The sequence below is a fragment of the Erwinia sp. JUb26 genome (genome assembly GCF_003751505.1).
Taxonomy (GTDB): domain Bacteria; phylum Pseudomonadota; class Gammaproteobacteria; order Enterobacterales; family Enterobacteriaceae; genus Erwinia.
On record NZ_RJVB01000013.1, the window covers coordinates 63,033 to 83,105 of the forward strand.

Sequence of the window (20,073 nt, forward strand, 5' to 3'; positions counted from 1 at the left end):
CTGTTTTTAGGCCTTCGCCACCACGCCATGCTGGGTAAACCACGCCAGCATGCGCTGCCAGCCATCGGTGGCGGATTCGGCATGATAGCTGGGACGGTAGTCGGCGTTAAACGCGTGACCGGCATCCGGATAGACGATGATTTCCGCGTGCGCATTGGCCGCACGCAGCGCCTGGCGCATGGTATCGACCGTATCCAACGGGATCCCGTCATCTTTCGCACCGTAAAGTCCTAACACCGGTGCATTCAGGTCGACCGCAATGTCCACCGGTTGTTTCTGCTGCTTCATGGTCTTTTCACCAACCAGCTTGCCATACCATGCCACGGCGGCTTTCAGCTGCGGGTTGTGCGCGGCGTAAAGCCAGGTAATGCGGCCGCCCCAGCAAAATCCGGTGATCGCCATATTGCGCATATCGCCCTCATGGCGCGATGCCCAGTTCGCCACGTGGTCAAGATCGGCCAGAACCTGACTGTCCGGCACTTTACTGACCAGCTCCTTTAACAGAGTAGGGATATCGGTATAGTCGGCGGCATCACCCTGGCGGAAGTAGAGCTCGGGAGCGACGGCCAGATAGCCTTCGCGCGCCAGACGTCGACAAATATCGCGAATGTGTTCATGAACACCGAAGATCTCCTGCACCACCAGCACGACGGGTAGCGGTCCTGCCACATTGCGTGGCCTGGCGTGGAAGGCGGGCATATTCTCACCCTGAGTGGGGATCGAGGTTTCACCAGAAAGAATTTCCGTGTCATCGGTAATAATGGTGGTGGCCGCGACAGGCTGGACTGCAGGTGCGAAGCTATTATTGCTCAATTTTTGAGTCGTGTTATCTTCGGTTTTCATTGTCCTCTCCATGCATGAACTAAGGCGATGGGCTAACTATAGCCAGGAAACACTGGCACCCTCGCTGGGTACGGGCTATCTCTTGATCATCAGATAAACCCGATCTGCGGGGTGGGTTGTAGCAAAAAAAGGCAACAGAACACTTATGTGTGATTTTGATCGCACTTTTACTTTTGTTTGATGTAACTTTCATTTGGATAAGCGATTTTTATCACATAATTGTGCGCCACCTTTGCTTACAGTAGCACTCAGTTAACTATCCCCCGATTTTCGTGACAGGAGTTTGAAATGGCACAATCTGACGTTTTCCACCTTGGCCTAACGAAGGCCGATCTTCAGGGTGCCACGCTGGCGATCGTGCCCGGTGACCCTGAGCGCGTGAAGAAAATTGCGGCCCTGATGGATAATCCGGTCCATCTGGCTTCGCACCGTGAGTTCACCACCTGGCGTGCAGAACTCTCCGGCAAGCCGGTTATCGTTTGTTCGACCGGAATTGGCGGCCCGTCTACCTCAATCGCGGTGGAAGAGCTGGCGCAGTTGGGCGTTCGCACCTTCCTGCGCGTGGGAACCACCGGCGCGATTCAGCCTAATATCAATGTGGGCGATGTGCTGGTGACCACGGCCTCCGTGCGTCTTGATGGCGCCAGCCTGCATTTCGCTCCGCTGGAATACCCGGCCGTCGCTGATTTTGCCTGCACCACCGCGCTGGTTGCCGCAGCGGAAGAAGCCGGAGCCACAACGCATATCGGCGTAACCGCCTCTTCCGACACCTTCTACCCGGGCCAGGAACGTTACGATACCTATTCCGGACGCGTCGTTAGCCGTTTCCAGGGATCGATGAAAGAGTGGCAGCAGATGGGCGTGCTGAACTACGAAATGGAATCGGCAACGCTGCTGACCATGTGCGCCAGCCAGGGGCTGCGTGCCGGTATGGTTGCCGGGGTGATCGTCAATCGCACCCAGCAGGAAATTCCTGATGCGGAAACGATGAAGCGTACCGAAAGTGATGCGGTGAAAATCGTCGTTGAGGCCGCTCGCCGCCTGCTGTAATGGTCAAAAGTTGGGCTGCGGCACCCGCCGCAGCCATGAAATGCCTGCAACAACATCCTCCGCTTTTTCGAGCCGTTATCCAGTTTGGGTTTAAATCAGCCCGCTCCTTTATCCGTCACGCTTTTTATCTGGACATTCATACAGTGTGCCTCTATTTTTCCCTCTGATGCCGTTGATGAGGGGGAAGCAGGGTGGATGCAACAATCGGTTACGCCGCAGTCATTGGTCTGGCAGGCCTGCTGGCAGGGTGGATATTTGCCTGGTTTCTCGGTCAGCAGCGGTTCGCCAGGCAGGAAACCGAGCGGCGACTACTGGTGCAGGCCGCTGAGCAGAGCCAGACGGAACGCCAGCGCCTGCAGCAGCAGTTGGATGAACAGGCCGGAACGCAAAGACAGAGTGAGCAGGAGCTGCGTCAGCTGCACGGCAGCCTCGCCGCCGCGCAGGAAAAACTGCACCAGTTCGATCACTGGCGGGGGGAAGCAGAGCAGCTCTCTCGCGAACTGCGCACGCAGCTGGAGATTAACAGCGCGCAGGAAGCCGAACTGCGTGAGGTCACCATTCGACTGGAAGAAACGCGGATGGCTGCGGAAGAAAAGCAGCGGCTGCTGGTCAACAGCGAGCAGCGGCTAAACTCGCAGTTTGAAAACCTCGCTAATCGCATCTTTGAAAATAGTGGACGCCGCGTGGATGAGCAGAATCGTCAGAGCCTGCATGGCCTGATAACCCCGCTGCGGGAACAGCTGGAAGGCTTTCGTCGTCAGGTGCAGGAAGGCTTTGGCCAGGAAGCGCGGGAGCGCCATACGCTTTCCCATGAAATACGCAACCTGCAGCAGCTGAATGCCCGAATGGCACAGGAAGCGCTGAACCTGACGAAGGCGCTGAAGGGTGACAATAAAACGCAGGGTAACTGGGGGGAGGTCGTGCTAAGCCGCGTACTGGAGGCGTCCGGGCTGCGTGAAGGACATGAATATGAAACCCAGGTGAACATCCAGCTGGAGCAGAGTGGCCGCATGCAGCCGGACGTCATTGTGCGTCTTCCCCAGGGTAAAGATGTGGTGATTGACGCCAAAATGACCCTGGTAGCCTACGAACGATACTTCAACAGCGAAGATGAGCTACAGCGAGAAGCCGCTATCAGCGAGCATATCGCGGCGATCCGCGGACATCTTCGCTTACTCAGCCGAAAAGATTATCAACAATTGCCGGGTTTACGCTCGCTGGATTATGTGTTGATGTTTATCCCGATCGAACCGGCCTTCTTACTGGCAATCGACCGCCAGCCGGAGCTGATTAGCGAGGCCCTGAACCAGAACATCATGCTGGTCAGTCCGACCACGCTGCTGGTTGCGCTGCGGACTATTAACAATTTGTGGCGTTATGAACATCAGAGCCGCCACGCACAGCGCATTGCCGATCGTGCCGGGCGACTGTATGACAAAATGCGGCTGTTTGTTGATGATATGACCAGCATTGGGCAGAACATCGATAAGGCCCAGGACAGTTACCGCCAGGCGATGAAAAAGCTGTCGGAAGGGCGGGGCAATCTGATTGCACAAACGGAAGGGTTCCGTCAGATGGGGGTAGAGGTGAAGCGTCCAATCAACCCTGTTCTGGCGGGGCAGGCGGTATCAGAGGGCAGTGAAGAGAGCGAAGAGCTCGACGATCGGGATGGGCAGCGCCAAATCAATGAATAAGCGAGCGGCAAGTGCCTGGCCTGCCTGACTCTGGTACACTTGGCAGATATTTGATTGTAGAGCAGGCAAAACAAATGGCAGATGAATCAAAGGACACGACCCACTTCGGTTACAGTACCGTTGCGAAAAGCGACAAAGCCGACATGGTTGCTGATGTTTTCCACTCCGTTGCGGCCAAATACGATCTGATGAATGACCTGATGTCATTCGGTATTCACCGCATCTGGAAACGTTTTACCATTGACAGCAGCGGCGTGCGTCGCGGGCAGCGCGTGCTGGATTTAGCCGGCGGGACGGGCGATCTGACGGCGAAGTTTTCTCGTCTGGTTGGCGACACCGGCGAGGTTGTGCTGGCAGATATTAACAGCTCAATGCTGAAAGTCGGGCGCGAAAAGCTGCGCAATAAAGGCATTATCGGTAATGTTAATTATGTTCAGGCTAACGCAGAAGCTCTGCCGTTCCCGGACAACTATTTCGACTGTATTACCATCGCTTTTGGCCTGCGTAACGTCACTGAAAAAGAGAAGGCGCTGGCATCAATGTTCCGTGTCCTCAAGCCGGGCGGCCGCCTGCTGGTTCTGGAGTTTTCTAAGCCGGTACTGGAGCCGCTAAGCAAAGCTTACGATGCCTACTCTTTCCACATTTTGCCGCGCATCGGTGAAATGGTGGCGAAAGATGCCGGGAGTTATCGCTATCTGGCAGAGTCCATCCGCATGCATCCTGACCAGGAGACGCTTAAGCAGATGATGATGGATGTTGGCTTCGAAAACACCACGTATCACAATCTCACGGGCGGCATCGTTGCCTTGCACCGCGGATTTAAGTTCTGATCGGGAAAGCGAATGACTTTAACGCCGTTGTTAACTGCCAGTCTGGAGACCGCGCTTAACCAGATTTTATATCGCGATCGTGGCCTGAAAGCGGCGCGTCAACGCCTTAGTGGTAAAAGCCTTGCGATAGAACTGGCTGAACTTAAGCAGCCAGTGATCTTTATCTTTAGCGATCGTCAGGTTGATGTGATCGGCGACTGGGATGATAAGCCTGACTGTACGGTAAAAACACGCCTGTCCACGCTGCCAAAGCTTCGCGATCGCCAACAGCTGACCGCGCTTATTCGCAGCGGAGAGCTGGAAGTCGAAGGCGATCTACAGCTGGTTCAGCAGTTTTCTGCACTTATGGACCTGGCGGAGCTGGATCCGGCAGAGTACCTCGCCCCGTGGATTGGCGATATCGCCGCGCAGGGTATTTCGCAGTTTGCCCGCCGTGGTTTCCAGGCCGTTCGCCGTGATGTACAGCGTAAACAAAGCTATCTGGCGCAGACGCTGACCGAAGAGTGGCGAATTGCCCCTGGTGGGCTGGAGCTGGCGTGGTTTGCCGAAGAAGTTGACGCGCTGTCGACTTCCCTTGACGCGCTGGAAGCACGCCTGAATAAACGGGAGGCAAAATGAGTTACGGAGAATTACGCCGCCTGTATCTGATTATCCGCGTGTTCCTCACCTATGGCTTAGATGAACTGATCCCCCAGATGCGCATCACGCTGCCGCTGCGGTTATGGCGAAAATGCCTGTTCTGGATACCGAATCGTCATAAAAATCTGCCGTTGGGCGAGCGTCTTCGCCTGGCGCTGGAGCAGCTCGGTCCGGTATGGATTAAGTTTGGGCAAATGATGTCCACCCGCCGCGACCTGTTCCCCCGCCAGATTGCCGATCAGCTGGCGATGCTGCAGGATCGCGTAGCGCCGTTTGACGGTGCTAAAGCACTGAAGCTAATCGAACAGTCGTTGGGCGCCCCCATTTCCACTCAGTTTGATGATTTTGATATCACCCCGCTGGCATCAGCGTCGATAGCTCAGGTGCATACGGCGACGCTGAAGGAGAATGGCAAAGCGATTGTCATCAAGGTGATTCGCCCCGATATCCTGCCGGTGATTAAGGCGGATATGAAGCTGATTAAGCGTATGGCGCGCTGGGTTCCTCGCTTGCTGCCCGATGGCCGCCGTTTGCGCCCGCAGGAAGTGGTCGCCGACTATGAGAAAACGCTGCTTGATGAGCTAAATCTGCTACGTGAAGCGGCTAATGCTATTCAGCTGCGTCGCAATTTCGACGGCAGCAATATGCTGTACGTTCCTGAGATTTACTCAGACTACTGCAGTGAAACGATGCTGGTCATGGAGCGCATCTACGGCATTCCAATTTCGGATGTGGTGGCGCTTGAGCAGCACGGCGTTAACATGAAACTGCTGGCCGAGCGCGGCGTGCAGGTGTTCTTTACCCAGGTCTTCCGCGACAGCTTTTTCCATGCGGATATGCACCCGGGGAATATTTTTGTCAGCTACGAACATCCTGAGGATCCCCAATATATCGGCATCGACTGCGGTATCGTGGGTTCGCTTAACAAGGAAGATAAGCGTTATCTGGCCGAAAACTTTATCGCTTTCTTCAACCGCGACTATCGCAAGGTGGCAGAACTGCACGTTGACTCAGGCTGGGTTCCACCTGATACCAACGTGGAAGACTTTGAGTTCGCCATCCGCACGGTCTGTGAGCCTATTTTTGAGAAACCTCTTGCGGAAATCTCATTTGGTCATGTGTTGATGAACCTGTTTAATACCGCTCGCCGTTTTAATATGGAAGTGCAGCCTCAGCTGGTGCTACTGCAGAAAACGCTGCTGTACGTTGAAGGGGTAGGCAGACAGCTTTATCCTCAGTTGGATCTGTGGAAAACGGCTAAGCCGTTCCTGGAAGACTGGATCAAAGATCAAATTGGTATTCCGGCTATTGTCAGGGCGTTGAAAGAGAAAGCGCCTTTCTGGGCAGAAAAACTGCCGGAACTGCCGGAACTGTTTTACGACAGCCTACGCCAGCATAAGCATTTGCGGCACAGCGTCGATCGTCTGGTCAGCGAGCTTAAGGACGAAAAAGCGAAGCAGCATCAGTCGCGCTATCTGTTTGGGGTGGGGGCGACTTTGCTGCTGAGCGGTACGGCAATCCTGCTATTCCGTCCGGACTGGGATCTGCTTTCAGCCGGACTGGTCGCGGGCGGCATCGTCGCCTGGCTTCTTGGCTGGCGCAGAACAAAATGATTGTCATGAATGGTAAATAGGCAGTTTATTGCGTCGGGGCGTAAGTTTGCGCATCGTCAGCAGGAGATAAGCTGTTATATACTGCTTAACCGGCTTCAATTATTGATATCTAGAGGTAACCATGGGCATTACTCTTCCACACTTACTGATCATCGCCGTGCTGGTGGTCCTGCTGTTCGGCACGAAAAAACTGCGTTCACTGGGTTCCGATCTCGGTTCGTCTATCAAGGGCTTTAAAAAAGCCATGAGCGACGAAGACGATAAAGCAAAATCCACGACGCACACTGAAGATGCTGATTTTAGTGCCAAACTGGCTAACCAGCAGCAGCATAGCGAAGTGAAGAAAGAAGACGTCAAAAACGACAAGGTATAAACCGTGTTCGACATAGGCTTTAGTGAACTGGTACTGGTTTTCGTTATTGGTCTGGTGGTACTCGGACCGCAGCGTTTACCCGTAGCGGTTAAAACCGTTGTTGGCTGGATCCGGGCATTACGTTCGCTGGCGACCAGCGTGCAGAACGAGCTGGCGCAGGAACTGAAACTGCAGGAACTGCAGGATGGCCTGAAGAAAATCGAGAAGGCCAGTATGGACAGCCTCTCTCCTGAGCTGAAGGCCTCTGTTGAGGAACTGAAGCAGACGGCGGAGTCGTTCAAGCGTTCCTACCTGGGTGATAATGAGAAGGCTGCGGATGAAGAAGCGCACACCATTCATAATCCGCTGGTGAAAAATGAGGCTTCTCATGACGGCGTGACGCCATCGCAAGCCGATCATCAGGCGTCTGCACCTGCTCAGGCACCAGAGGAAGCTGAAGTTCCGGCCGAATCGTCCGCTGCTGCTGTTGCTGAATCCAAGGCTCCAAAGCTTCCAGAGACCGAGAGCGTGGTTTCCCTGCAGAAACCAGTGGTTCCCGCGGCTTCTCCCGTGGCCACACACTCCCCACAACCGAGCGATGAACGATAAATATGGCCGTTGAAGATACCCAGCCCCTTATCAGTCATCTGATTGAATTACGTAAGCGCCTGTTAAACTGCATTATCGCCGTTCTGGTGATTTTCCTCTGTCTGATCTATTTCTCTAATGATATTTATCAGATGGTTGCTGCGCCGCTGATTGAGAAGATGCCGTCAGGTGCCAGCATGATTGCGACCGATGTGGCTTCGCCATTTCTGACGCCAATTAAGCTGACTGTGATCGTGTCCATTTTCCTCGCCGTGCCGGTAATTCTTTATCAGATCTGGGCGTTTGTTGCGCCAGCCCTGTACCGTCACGAGCGTCGGCTGGTCATGCCGCTGCTGTTTTCCAGTTCATTCCTATTCTACCTTGGAATGGCTTTCGCCTATTTTATCGTCTTCCCGTTGGCGTTTGGCTTCTTCGCAAAAACCGCGCCGCAGGGCGTACAGATAGCGACGGATATCAATAACTATCTCGACTTCGTCATGACGCTGTTTATGGCGTTTGGTGTGTCGTTTGAAGTTCCGATTGCTATCATACTGCTCTGCTGGACAGGGGTGACCACCCCGGAAGATTTGAAGGCCAAACGTCCTTATGTACTGGTAGGCGCGTTTGTGGTGGGAATGTTACTGACACCGCCGGATATTTTCTCCCAGACGCTGTTAGCCGTTCCGATGTACTGCCTGTTTGAAGTGGGCGTGCTGGTTTCTCGTTTCTACGTCGGGCAAAAACGTGGCGACGATGAAGAAGAGCAGGATACTGAATCGCAGTAGGCTTCTGCTACCGGCTGCTCAGGCAGGACAAACACTATTTTCTAACCGCCCGTCAGGGCGGTTACTGTTTGGAAGAGACTATGTTTGATATTGGTGTAAACCTGACCAGCACCCAGTTCGCAAAAGACCGTAAGCAGGTGGTAAAACGCGCGCGTGACGCTGGCGTTAACGGCATTCTGATCACCGGAACCAATGCGCTGGAGAGCCAGCAGGCGCAAAGCCTGGCGCTACAGCACCCGGATTACTGCTGGTCCACCGCAGGTGTGCATCCCCATCATGCCAGCGAGTGGTCAGGTGAAACCGAGACGACCCTGCGCAGGCTGGCTGAAATGCCGCAGGTTGTCGCCATTGGCGAATGCGGTCTGGATTTTAATCGCAATTTCTCTGAGCCCGAGCAGCAGGCCTATGCCTTCAATGCCCAACTGGCACTGGCTGCCGAACTGTCATTGCCCGTTTTTCTTCACTGTCGGGAAGCCCACAGTCGTTTTATCTCAATTCTTCAGCCCTGGTTACCTAAGCTGCCTGCGGCGGTACTGCACTGCTTCACCGGCAATCGCCAGGAGTTGGAGGATTGTCTTGCGCTGGGGTTATCTATCGGCATCACGGGTTGGGTTTGTGACGAGCGAAGAGGGCTGGAACTGCGTGAACTGATGCCGCTGATCCCGGCGGATCGCCTGCTGTTGGAAACCGATGCCCCCTGGCTGCTGCCAAGAGATATGCGCCCGCGTCCGGCCTCTCGCCGAAATGAACCCTGCTTCCTGCCGCATATCGTCGAGCAGGTCGCGTTGCTGCGCGGTGATGATGCCGATCGCCTGGCAGAGACGACGGCGGAAAACGCGCGTCGGATATTTCGGCTGTAAATAAGCGGAGTTGCGAGGTAAGCCCCGATAGTCGGATATTGTTCGGCGCTTAACGTAGGTAACGGCTACAGTTTCTCGAACTGACCGTTGCCTACACTGCGAATCACCTGCTTGTTGAGCAGATTCAGCAGCAGAATAGAGCGCGTTTCCCCATCGGGCTCGGTATAGATAGCCTGTAGCCCTTCGAATGCCCCTTCCGTAATCACCACCGTATCACCCGGCTGCGCCGTGCCCTCATCAAAGCCGGTCAGGACGGGTTCATTCTGCAACGCACCGATCACCGTCAGTGGGACGATCGCGGGCAGATTACCAAAGCGGACAAAATGGCTGACGCCACGCGTAGCGCTGATCGTGGTGGTATGAATCGCCTCGGGGTTGAACTCGATAAACATATAGTTGGGGAACAGCGGTTCGTTAACCTGAGTTCGTTTGCCACGCACGATCTTCTCCAGCGCAATCATCGGGCTGAAGCAATGCACGTCCTGGCGCTCAAGGTGCTCTTTCGCGCGCAGTAACTGACCTCGTTTGCAGTAAAGTAAGTACCAGGATTCCATAACGTCACTTTTAAATTATCCGACCGATAAGAATAGCAAAGTCATCTTCAGAGATATAGAGAGATTGGTGAAGGGTGCGCGCGCGTGGCGTAAAGTTGCCAACAAAACTAACCATGAGCGCCGAATCGGCACTATAATGGCCGACTCACTGACCGTATTGATGGAAAGTCATGAAATACCACGACTTACGCGACTTCCTTTCTCTGCTTGAACAGCGTGGAGAATTAAAACGCATCAAACATGAGATCGACCCCGATCTGGAAATGACCGAAATTGCCGACCGCACGCTGCGTGCAGGCGGCCCGGCGTTGCTGTTCGAAAACCCGAAGGGCTACAGTATGCCAGTACTGTGCAACCTGTTTGGCACGCCGGATCGCGTTGCGATGGGGATGGGTCAGGAAGATGTGAAAGCACTGCGCGATGTTGGTCGCCTGCTGGCATTCCTGAAGGAACCGGAGCCGCCGCGCGGCTTCCGTGACTTCTTCGATAAAATGCCGCAATGGAAGCAGGTGCTGAACATGCCGACTAAACGGCTACGTAATGCTCCGTGTCAGCAGCAGATTTGGCAGGGGGACGAGGTCGATTTAAGCCGCATCCCGGTGATGAAATGCTGGCCGGGCGATGCGGCACCGCTGGTGACCTGGGGCCTGACCGTGACGCGCGGTCCGCTGAAAGAGCGGCAGAATCTGGGTATCTATCGCCAGCAGGTGATTGGCAAAAATAAGCTGATTATGCGCTGGCTCTCCCATCGCGGCGGCGCGCTTGATTTTCAGGAGTGGTGCCAGCAGCACCCCGGCGAGCGCTTCCCGGTATCCGTTGCGCTGGGTGCCGACCCGGCGACCATTCTGGGTGCCGTAACGCCAGTCCCGGATACGCTGTCGGAATATGCCTTTGCCGGCCTGCTGCGCGGAACGAAAAGCGAAGTGGTGAAGTGCATTTCTAATGATTTAGAAGTGCCCGCCAGTGCCGAAATCGTGCTGGAAGGCTATATCGAGCCGGGTGAGATGGCGCCCGAAGGGCCATATGGCGATCATACCGGTTACTATAATGAAGTGGATAACTTCCCGGTATTTACCATCACCCACATTACCCAGCGGCAGGATGCGATTTACCATTCCACCTATACCGGGCGGCCGCCGGATGAGCCTGCCGTACTGGGCGTGGCGCTGAATGAAGTCTTTGTACCGATTCTGCAAAAGCAGTTCCCGGAAATCGTCGACTTCTACTTGCCGCCGGAAGGCTGTTCGTACCGCCTGGCAGTGGTAACCATCAAAAAACAGTACGCCGGGCACGCTAAACGCGTGATGATGGGCGTATGGTCATTCCTGCGACAGTTCATGTACACCAAATTTGTTATTGTATGCGATGACGATGTTAACGCACGCGACTGGAATGACGTTATCTGGGCGATTACTACACGTATGGATCCCGCTCGTGATACCGTACTGGTAGAAAACACGCCGATCGATTACCTTGATTTCGCTTCACCGGTTTCCGGGCTGGGATCCAAAATGGGTCTTGATGCCACGAATAAATGGCCTGGTGAAACGCAGCGTGAATGGGGAACGCCGATCCGCAAAGATCCTGCCGTTACCGCCCGCATTGATGCAATTTGGGATGAGTTAGGCATCTTGAGTGATACACCGGCGCGTTGATGCACCGGTGGTCAAATGATAATGACGACCCGACAGAGGGACCGCATGACAACCTTAAGCTGTAAAGTGACCTCGGTAGAGGCGATTACCGATACCGTGTACCGCGTCCGTATGATCCCGGAAGCTGATTTCAGTTTCCGCGCAGGACAATATTTGATGGTGGTAATGGACGAGCGTGATAAGCGCCCATTCTCTCTGGCTTCAACGCCGATGGAAAAAGACATCATTGAGCTTCATATCGGTGCATCCGAGCTGAACCTCTATGCGATGGCGGTAATGGAACGTATCCAGCAGCAGCGCCAGATCACCGTGGATATTCCGCACGGTGAGGCATGGCTGCGTGAAGAGGGCGATCGTCCACTGGTGCTGATTGCGGGTGGGACCGGTTTTTCCTATGCGCGCTCTATTCTTCTGACGGCGCTGTCTCAGCAGCCCGATCGTCATATCGCCATCTACTGGGGTGGACGTGAGCTGAAGCACCTTTACGATCTCGATGAGCTGAACGCACTGGCGATTAAACATCCGAATCTGAAGGTTGTGCCGGTTGTTGAGCAGACGGAAGAGGGCTTCACCGGACGTACGGGTACGGTGCTGACCGCCGTGATGCAGGATTACGGTAGCCTGGCCGATCACGATATCTATATTGCTGGCCGCTTTGAGATGGCGAAGATTGCCCGTGAACGTTTCTGTGCTGAGCGTGGCGCTCAGGAAGCGCGCATGTTTGGCGATGCGTTTGCTTTCTTCTGATGCAAGAGGGCAGTGAACCTGCCCTGTTCATTATCAGCATGAAAAAACCCGCCCCTGACAGGCGGGAAATTGAACAGTGAAACATCCAGCCTAACGTATCAGACCCTTTCAAATACCGTTGCGATCCCCTGACCCAGCCCGATGCACATGGTCGCCAGACCAAACTGCTTATCATGCCGTTCCAGCAGATTCAGCAGGGTTGTGCTGATCCTTGCTCCCGAGCAGCCAAGCGGGTGGCCTAGCGCAATGGCTCCGCCGTTAAGATTGACCTTGTCATCCAGCTTATCCATCAGCCCCAGATCTTTAATGCACGGGAGCGTTTGTGCGGCAAAGGCTTCATTAAGCTCAAAAATATCAATGTCGTCGATGCTCAGTCCGGCACGTTTCAATGCCAGCTGCGAAGCCGGGACCGGGCCGTAACCCATGATAGAAGGATCGCAGCCAATCACGGCCATGGAACGAATGCGCGCTCGCGGTTTTAACCCCAGCTCTGCGCTGCGCGACTCACTCATCACTAGCATGGCGGCTGCACCGTCGGACAGGGCGGATGAGCTGCCTGCGGTGACGGTACCGTTAACCGGATCGAATGCCGGGCGCAAGGCTGCCAGACTTTCAACCGTGGTATCCGGGCGGATAACCTCATCAAAGTCATAGCGTTTGAGAACGCCATCGGCATCGTGACCGGAGACGGCAACAATCTCATTGTTGAAATGACCGGCCTGGGTGGCGGCCCAGGCGCGCTGATGAGATCGCGCGGCAAACTGGTCCTGCAGTTCGCGCCCAATCCCGTGCAGGCGAGCCAGCATCTCGGCCGTCAGGCCCATCATACCCGCAGCTTTGGCTACGCTTCGGCCAAGCCCCGGATGGAAGTCTACGCCGTGGCTCATTGGCACATGCCCCATGTGCTCTACGCCGCCAATCAGACAGGATGATGCATCGCCGACCATGATAGCCCGTGCCGCATCGTGCAGCGCCTGCATGGACGAACCGCAAAGCCGGTTGACGGTGGTTGCCGGTACGCGGTGCGGGATTTCTGCCAGAAGCGCCGCATTCCGCGCGATATTGAATCCCTGTTCCAGGGTTTGCTGCACGCAGCCCCAGTAAATATCATCCAGTGACGCGGCATCGAGCGCCGGATTGCGGCTGAGCAGACAGCGCATCAGATGTGCTGAAAGATCTTCTGCACGCACATGACGAAAGGCTCCGCCTTTTGAGCGGCCCATTGGCGTGCGGATGGCATCAACAATAACAACTTTTTCCATTTTCTTTTCCTCACGCCGTTTTCAGGGTTGTGTCACTTAGCGGTGCCGCCAGGGGGTACCAGGTTTCTGCTTTATTGGCTTTCTCACGCAGCGACTCCGGGATTTCATACAGCGCCCCAAGTTTAATAAACGCTTCAGCCTGTGCGACAAAGCGATCGCTGCCCAGCGTATCCAGGTAACGGAAGACACCGCCGTGGAACGGCGGGAAGCCCAGCCCGTATACCAGCGCCATATCCGCCTCTGCCGGTGAAGCGATAACGCTTTCTTCCAGGCAGCGCACAACCTCGTTGATCATCGGGATCATCATGCGTGCTACGATCTCGCTATCACTGAACACCCGTTTCGGCTGGCAAACCGCCTGTAGAAGATCGTCGGTCCCGGCATCGCTGACCTTTTTCGCCTTGCCTTTGCTGTCCGTTTCCCACTGCCAGAAACCAAGCTGGTTTTTCTGCCCGAAACGGCCTGCATCAAACAGGACGTCAATCGCATCGCGATAGTCTTTACTCATGCGCTGCGGGAAACCCGCCGCCATAACGCTTTGTGCGTGGTGGGCGGTATCAATGCCCACGACATCCAGCAGCCACGATGGACCCATCGGCCAGCCAAACTGTTTCTCCATCACCTTATCGATCTGGCGGAAATCAGCACCGTCGCGCAGCAGCAGGCTGAAACCGGCGAAGTAGGGGAAGAGTACGCGGTTAACGAAGAAGCCCGGGCAGTCATTCACCACGATGGGCGTTTTGCCCATCTTACTGGCCCACGCCACCACGCTGGCGATAGTGCTGTCGGCGGTTTTCTCACCGCGAATCACCTCGACCAGCGGCATACGCGGCACCGGGTTAAAGAAGTGCATACCGCAGAAGTTTTCCGGTCGCGTCAGCGCCTTCGCCAGCTGGCTGATAGGGATGGTTGAGGTATTGGACGCCAGTATTGCATCCGGACGGATTTGTGCTTCCGTTTCAGCCAGCACGGCCGCTTTAATTTTGGGATTTTCAACAACCGCCTCAACGACGATATCAACACTGTCGAAGCCCGCGTAATGCAGCGTTGGCTGGATGGTGCCAATGACGCTGGCCAGCTTCAGACCATCAATCTTTCCACGCGCCAACTGTTTATTAAGCAGCTTCGCGGCTTCGTTCATGCCGGTATGCAGGGATTTCTCGCTGATATCCTTCATGATGATCGGGACGCCTTTCCACGCGGACTGGTATGCAATCCCGCCCCCCATAATACCTGCACCCAGCACGGCGGCCTGCTTCGGCGTTTCGGTATCACGGGTGAGTTTTTTGGCTTTGGCTTTTATCGCCTGGTCATTGAGGAAGATACCCACCAGGGCCCGCGCTTCATGAGATCGCGCCAGCGGCACGAATGCAGCGGTTTCCAGCTTCAATGCGTCGTCGCGGCCCAGGGTCGCAGCGGCTTCAATAGTTTTGACTGCCGTTATCGGCGCGGGGTAATGCTTACCGGCGGTTTGCATCACCATCGCTTTGGCGGTGGTAAAGCTCATGGCGGCTTCAATTTTACTCAGCTTTAACGGCTCAAGCTTCGGCTGGCGACGTTCGCGCCACGGCTGTTTACCGGCGATGGCTTCTTTCAATACCGCCAGCGCGGCGGCAGCGAGTTTTTCTTCCGCAACGACCGCATCAACCAGCCCCACTTTGAGGGCCTGACCCGCATCGATATCTTTGCCGGCGGCGATGATTTCCAGCGCACTGTCGGCACCTAAAAGGCGCGGCAGGCGTACCGAGCCGCCAAAGCCAGGCATGATCCCTAATTTCGTTTCAGGCAGACCGATGCGCGTTGTCACTGTGGCGATGCGGAAGTCCGTCGCAAGCACGCACTCGCAGCCGCCGCCCAGCGCGTAGCCATTGATGGCGGAAACGGTAGGGACCGGTAAATCCTCCAGACGGTTGAAAATCCCGTTGGCATAAGCCAGCCATTCCGCCAGCCGTTCGGCTGGAGCGGTAAACAGCGAGAGGAATTCCGTAATATCTGCCCCAACGATAAAGGCGGGTTTTGCAGAGCTGAGCAGTACGCCACGCAGCTGTGGCAGCTGTTCCAGTACTGCAATCGCCTCTCCCAGACTGGCCACGGTCCGGGTATCCAGTTTGTTCACTGAGCCTGGGGCATTAAAAACCAGTTCGGCTATGCCATCTTCCAGCCAGTCGAGGGAAAGCGTTTCGCCTTGGTAGAGCATGTCTGTCTCCTGAGCTGCGGTAAAGGGATCTGGTCGTACCAGATGACCGTGAGTGTGGAATCTATGTTAATTATTTGCAAATGAGAGTTTGCCAATTTGCAAACAAGATCACAGCTGAGGCAAAACGGCACGGCCTGGCAGGCTGTGGTAAGATGCGGACAATTTGATCATCACGGAGACAGGGCAATGGAATCACTGGTAACGCTTTATCAGGATCACGTGAAAACGCTGCAGCAGCGTGCGCAGCAGGTACTGGCGCGCCATAATCTTGATGCAATGCTGATTCATTCCGGGGAACTACTGACGGTGTTCCTCGACGATCACAGCTATCCGTTTAAGGTTAATCCGCAGTTTAAAGCCTGGGTGCCGGTCACGCAGGTCCCCAACTGCTGGCTGTGGATTGATGGCGTCAATAAGCCGAAACTGTGGTTCTACTCTCCGGTGGATTACTGGCACAACGTCGAGCCGTTACCAAAGAGTTTCTGGACGGATGAGATCGAGATCGTTGCCCTGAAAAATGCCGATGATATTGGCCAACAGCTGCCTTCAGCGCGCAAAAATGTTGCCTATATTGGACCGGTTGCCGCGCGCGCTGCACAACTCGGGTTCAGCACTGACGCGATTAACCCGGCAGGCGTGCTGAACTATCTGCATTACCACCGTTCATATAAGACCAGCTACGAGCTTTACTGCATGCGCCAGGCGCAGAAGATTGCCGTCAGCGGCCATCGTGCGGCGAAAGAAGCCTTCCTGTCCGGTATGAGCGAGTTCGACATTAATATCGCCTATCTTAGCGCGACCGGTCACCGGGATACGGATGTTCCCTATGACAACATTATTGCGCTCAATGAGCATGCCGCGGTGCTGCACTACACTAAACTGCAGCATCAGGTACCGGAGCATCGCCGCAGTTTCCTCATTGATGCCGGAGCGGAGTATCACGGCTATGCGGCAGATCTGACCCGCTCGTATGCGGCCAGCGAAAGCAGCGAGTATGCGCAGCTGATTAAAGATATGAATGCGGAGGAGCTGGCCCTTATCGCCACGATGAAAGCCGGTGTGCGCTATACCGAGTATCATCAGCAGATGCATTTCCGTCTGGCAGGTCTGCTGCTGAAACACCAACTGGTGAAAGGGATCAGCGCCGAGGCCATGGTTAAAGAGGATATCACTGGGCCGTTTATGCCGCACGGTGTGGGCCATCCGCTGGGATTACAGGTGCATGATGTCGCCGGATTTATGCAGGATGACAGTGGCACCCACCAGGCGGCACCTGCGCAGTATCCCTATCTGCGCTGCACGCGCGTGCTGGAGCCGGGCATGGTGCTCACGATCGAACCGGGTATTTATTTCATCGATTCGTTGCTGGAACCCTGGCGCGGCGGTAAGTTCAGCCAGCACTTCGACTGGGATAGAATCGACGCACTGAAGCCTTATGGCGGCATCCGTATTGAGGATAACGTGGTGATTCATGCGAATCGGGTGGAAAATATGACCCGCGATCTGCATCTTTCCTGATGGAGGCATGGGAAGTCCCGGCTGAGTCTTGCAGCTACAGCGAGGAAATTAAAAAAAGCCGTTTTATCACCCTGCTGGCGCATACGGACGGGGTCGAGGCGGCTCGGGCTTTCGTCCAGCAGATTAAGCAGGCGCATCCAACGGCCCGGCATCACTGCTGGGCATGGGTGGCTGGTGCGCCTGATGATTCGCAAAAGCTGGGTTTTTCCGATGATGGTGAACCCTCTGGCACCGCCGGGAAGCCGATGCTGGCCCAGTTGATGGGTAACAATATTGGTGAGATTACCGCCGTCGTAGTGCGCTACTATGGCGGCATTCAGCTTGGAACGGGTGGGCTGGTTAAGGCATACGGCGGTGGGGTACAGCAGGCGCTTCGCGTGTTAACCCGCAAAATAAAAGTCCCGATGCTGAATTTCCTGCTGGTCTGCGACTATGCGCAGCTGGGGGATATTGAACGTATGATTACTCGCTTTGACGGACTGCTGCTAAATAGCGAGTTTCTGCAAAACATTACGCTGACTCTGGCGTTACCTCATGCTCAGATCGTGGATTTTTCGCAGAATCTGTCGGACTTCAGCCGGGGCTTACTACAGCTGGTCCCGCTTAAATAACTTTTACGTCAGGAAAGGAACGGCAGAATGCATTTTCGTGCCATTACCCGCATAGTGGGTGTACTGGTCATTTTGTTCTCAGGCACGATGATTGTGCCGGGGCTGGTGGCTTTAATTTACCGCGACGGGGCCGGACGCGCATTTACGCAGACGTTCTTTATGGCACTGATGATCGGCACCCTGCTGTGGTGGCCCAACCGCAAGCAAAAGAGCGAGCTGAAACCACGGGAAGGATTCCTGATCGTCGTGCTGTTCTGGACCGTGCTGGGCAGCGTAGGGGCGATGCCCTTTATTTTTGCGGAACAGCCGAACCTGTCCATCACCGATGCCTTCTTCGAATCCTTCTCCGGCCTGACGACTACAGGCGCAACGACGCTGGTGGGTCTGGACTCATTGCCTAAGGCGATCCTGTTTTACCGGCAGATGCTGCAGTGGCTCGGCGGCATGGGGATCATTGTTCTGGCCGTTGCCATTTTGCCTATTCTTGGCGTCGGTGGGATGCAGCTGTATCGCGCAGAGATGCCAGGCCCGCTGAAGGATAATAAAATGCGTCCGCGCATTGCGGAAACGGCCAAGACGCTGTGGCTGATCTACGTATTGCTTACCGTTGCCTGTGCCGTTTCGTTATGGGTAGCGGGGATGCCGCTGTTTGATGCGATAGGCCACAGCTTTTCCACTATCGCAATTGGTGGCTTTTCCACACATGATGCCAGCGTTGGTTATTTTAACAGTCCGACGATCAACACGATTATCGCTATCTTTCTGCTGATCTCAGGCTGTAACTACGGTCTGCATTTCTCGTTACTGAGTGGGCGCAGCCTGCGGGTCTACTGGCGCGATCCTGAATTTCGTATGTTTATTGGCGTACAGTTAACGTTCGTCATTATCTGCACGGTCGTTTTATGGTTCCATGGCGTTTATAAAACCGGTATGCAGACGCTGAATCAGGCGTTCTTCCAGGTTGTGTCCATGGCAACAACCGCCGGCTTCACGACAGACAGTATCGCCCACTGGCCGCTATTCCTCCCTGTACTGTTGCTGTGCTCTGCTTTTATTGGTGGCTGTGCCGGTTCCACCGGCGGCGGGCTCAAAGTCATTCGTATTCTGCTGCTGTTTAAACAGGGGTCGCGTGAGCTGAAAAGGCTGGTGCACCCTAATGCGGTTTACACCATCAAGCTCGGTAACCGCGCGCTGCCGGAGCGTATCCTTGAAGCCGTCTGGGGATTCTTCTCAGCCTACGCGCTGGTGTTTATTCTCAGCATGCTGGCAATCATCGCCACCGGGGTCGATGATTTCTCCGCCTTTGCTGCCGTCACCGCCACACTGAACAACCTCGGCCCGGGGCTGGGGGTTGTGGCTGATAATTTCACTTCAATGAATGATACCGCCAAGTGGATCCTGATTTTGACGATGCTGTTTGGGCGTCTTGAAGTCTTTACGTTGTTAGTTCTGTTCACGCCGACCTTCTGGCGTGAGTAAGTGAGAGTGTAATCATGAAAGCGCTAGTCCTTTATTCCAGCCGTGATGGCCAGACCCGAGAGATCGCCTCCTATATAGCAAACTTACTGAATAAGGAGAGCGAGTGCGATGTCTTCAACATTCATCACGTGGGTGAGATTGACTGGTCACAGTACGATCGGGTGTTGATTGGCGCATCCATTCGCTATGGCCATTTCCATCCGCAGGTGGCGAAGTTTGTAAAAACACACCTTCATTCCCTGCAACAGCGGCAGAGTGGTTTTTTCTCAGTAAATCTGACCGCACGTAAAGCCGAGAAGCGTACGCCGCAAACCAATGCCTATACGCGCAAGTTCCTTATCCAGTCTCCGTGGGAACCCGACTGCTGCGCCGTGTTTGCAGGCGCGCTGCGATATCCACGCTATGGGATGTTCGATCGCTTAATGATTCAGCTGATAATGCGTATGACCGATGGTGAAACGGATTCAAGTAAAGAAGTGGAGTACACAGACTGGCAGCAGGTGGCCCGTTTTGCCCATGAATTTGCTGCATTACCAGGCAAATTGCAGTAAAAAAGCGCGCTTCGTTGAAAAAAAGCACGCTCAGTAATTTATTTGCAATAAACACTTGTCAGCCGTCGAGAACTCCCTATAATGCGCAACCACTGAGACGGCACAACGACTGACAGGTCAGCCACTCAGGAGGTTCAGGAAGTTCTCTGAACCGCCGGAAAAAACTTCTCAAAAAGAAGTTGACTCCGAAGGAGGAAAGCGTAATATACGCCACCTCGCAGCAGATTGCCCCGGCACTGACTGCA

The 20,073-nt window shown here is 54.9% G+C and carries 19 protein-coding genes; 15 read left to right on the top strand and 4 right to left on the bottom strand.

Annotated features, from left to right (window positions below; genetic code table 11):
* Positions 1–6: 6 nt before the first annotated feature.
* Entirely contained in the window at positions 7–843 is an 837-nt protein-coding gene (locus EC836_RS23950; RefSeq protein WP_123337865.1) for a dienelactone hydrolase family protein, read from the bottom strand.
* Between the two features lie 288 nt (positions 844–1,131).
* On the opposite strand from EC836_RS23950, the gene udp reads away from it, so the two are divergent.
* From udp to tatD, 9 genes are all read left to right on the top strand, one after another.
* Positions 1,132–1,893 carry a uridine phosphorylase gene (gene udp, locus EC836_RS23955; RefSeq protein ID WP_123337867.1) on the top strand — a complete coding sequence of 254 codons (762 nt, stop codon included), beginning with the start codon at positions 1,132–1,134 and terminating at the stop codon, positions 1,891–1,893.
* Between the two features lie 191 nt (positions 1,894–2,084).
* A complete protein-coding gene (gene rmuC, locus EC836_RS23960; protein WP_123337868.1) occupies positions 2,085–3,587 on the top strand; it encodes a DNA recombination protein RmuC in 1,503 nt (500 codons plus the stop codon).
* A 74-nt stretch (positions 3,588–3,661) separates the two neighbouring features.
* Positions 3,662–4,417: a bifunctional demethylmenaquinone methyltransferase/2-methoxy-6-polyprenyl-1,4-benzoquinol methylase UbiE gene (gene ubiE, locus EC836_RS23965; protein WP_123337870.1), complete on the top strand. Its 756-nt coding sequence runs from the start codon at positions 3,662–3,664 to the stop codon at positions 4,415–4,417.
* Positions 4,418–4,429: 12 nt separating this feature from the next.
* A complete protein-coding gene (locus EC836_RS23970) occupies positions 4,430–5,035 on the top strand; it encodes an SCP2 domain-containing protein (protein ID WP_123337873.1) in 606 nt (201 codons plus the stop codon).
* The gene (ubiB, locus tag EC836_RS23975; RefSeq protein WP_123337875.1) at positions 5,032–6,669 is read left to right on the top strand and encodes a ubiquinone biosynthesis regulatory protein kinase UbiB; all 1,638 of its coding nucleotides are present in this window, start codon (positions 5,032–5,034) and stop codon (positions 6,667–6,669) included. Before EC836_RS23970 ends, ubiB begins: the two co-directional genes overlap by 4 nt.
* A gap of 121 nt (positions 6,670–6,790) precedes the next feature.
* Positions 6,791–7,042: a twin-arginine translocase TatA/TatE family subunit gene (gene tatA, locus EC836_RS23980; protein WP_105595175.1), complete on the top strand. Its 252-nt coding sequence runs from the start codon at positions 6,791–6,793 to the stop codon at positions 7,040–7,042.
* Positions 7,043–7,045: 3 nt separating this feature from the next.
* Positions 7,046–7,630 (top strand): Sec-independent protein translocase protein TatB, encoded by a 585-nt coding sequence (gene tatB / locus EC836_RS23985; protein WP_123337877.1) that lies wholly within the window; start codon positions 7,046–7,048, stop codon positions 7,628–7,630.
* A 2-nt stretch (positions 7,631–7,632) separates the two neighbouring features.
* Positions 7,633–8,394 (top strand): Sec-independent protein translocase subunit TatC, encoded by a 762-nt coding sequence (gene tatC / locus EC836_RS23990; RefSeq protein ID WP_123337879.1) that lies wholly within the window; start codon positions 7,633–7,635, stop codon positions 8,392–8,394.
* A gap of 80 nt (positions 8,395–8,474) precedes the next feature.
* Entirely contained in the window at positions 8,475–9,254 is a 780-nt protein-coding gene (gene tatD / locus EC836_RS23995; RefSeq protein WP_123337881.1) for a 3'-5' ssDNA/RNA exonuclease TatD, read from the top strand.
* A gap of 65 nt (positions 9,255–9,319) precedes the next feature.
* Here tatD and rfaH read toward each other — a convergent pair whose 3' ends face one another.
* Positions 9,320–9,808 (bottom strand): transcription/translation regulatory transformer protein RfaH, encoded by a 489-nt coding sequence (rfaH, locus tag EC836_RS24000; protein WP_123337883.1) that lies wholly within the window; start codon positions 9,806–9,808, stop codon positions 9,320–9,322.
* A 170-nt stretch (positions 9,809–9,978) separates the two neighbouring features.
* Here rfaH and ubiD point away from each other — a divergent pair, with 170 nt between their 5' ends.
* Both ubiD and fre read left to right on the top strand, forming a co-directional pair.
* Complete coding sequence (ubiD, locus tag EC836_RS24005; protein WP_123337885.1) at positions 9,979–11,463, top strand: 4-hydroxy-3-polyprenylbenzoate decarboxylase; 1,485 nt, start codon at positions 9,979–9,981, stop codon at positions 11,461–11,463.
* 45 nt (positions 11,464–11,508) lie between these two features.
* Positions 11,509–12,210 carry an NAD(P)H-flavin reductase gene (gene fre / locus EC836_RS24010; protein ID WP_105595181.1) on the top strand — a complete coding sequence of 234 codons (702 nt, stop codon included), beginning with the start codon at positions 11,509–11,511 and terminating at the stop codon, positions 12,208–12,210.
* 98 nt (positions 12,211–12,308) lie between these two features.
* Here the strand turns inward: fre and fadA are convergent, their stop codons facing one another.
* Both fadA and fadB read right to left on the bottom strand, forming a co-directional pair.
* On the bottom strand, positions 12,309–13,472 hold the full coding sequence (gene fadA / locus EC836_RS24015; RefSeq protein ID WP_123337887.1) for an acetyl-CoA C-acyltransferase FadA: 1,164 nt from the start codon (positions 13,470–13,472) through the stop codon (positions 12,309–12,311).
* A 10-nt stretch (positions 13,473–13,482) separates the two neighbouring features.
* Positions 13,483–15,669: a fatty acid oxidation complex subunit alpha FadB gene (gene fadB, locus EC836_RS24020; RefSeq protein WP_123337889.1), complete on the bottom strand. Its 2,187-nt coding sequence runs from the start codon at positions 15,667–15,669 to the stop codon at positions 13,483–13,485.
* A gap of 186 nt (positions 15,670–15,855) precedes the next feature.
* Here fadB and pepQ point away from each other — a divergent pair, with 186 nt between their 5' ends.
* From pepQ to hemG, 4 genes are read left to right on the top strand one after another with little or no spacing between them, the layout of a single operon-like run.
* The gene (pepQ, locus tag EC836_RS24030; protein WP_123337893.1) at positions 15,856–17,187 is read left to right on the top strand and encodes a Xaa-Pro dipeptidase; all 1,332 of its coding nucleotides are present in this window, start codon (positions 15,856–15,858) and stop codon (positions 17,185–17,187) included.
* A complete protein-coding gene (locus EC836_RS24035; protein ID WP_123337895.1) occupies positions 17,187–17,798 on the top strand; it encodes an IMPACT family protein in 612 nt (203 codons plus the stop codon). Before pepQ ends, EC836_RS24035 begins: the two co-directional genes overlap by 1 nt.
* A 27-nt stretch (positions 17,799–17,825) precedes the next feature.
* Positions 17,826–19,277 carry a Trk system potassium transporter TrkH gene (gene trkH, locus EC836_RS24040; RefSeq protein ID WP_123337897.1) on the top strand — a complete coding sequence of 484 codons (1,452 nt, stop codon included), beginning with the start codon at positions 17,826–17,828 and terminating at the stop codon, positions 19,275–19,277.
* A 14-nt stretch (positions 19,278–19,291) separates the two neighbouring features.
* Positions 19,292–19,828, top strand: coding sequence for a menaquinone-dependent protoporphyrinogen IX dehydrogenase (gene hemG / locus EC836_RS24045; protein ID WP_123337899.1), 537 nt, complete (start codon positions 19,292–19,294; stop codon positions 19,826–19,828).
* Positions 19,829–20,073 lie beyond the last annotated feature (245 nt).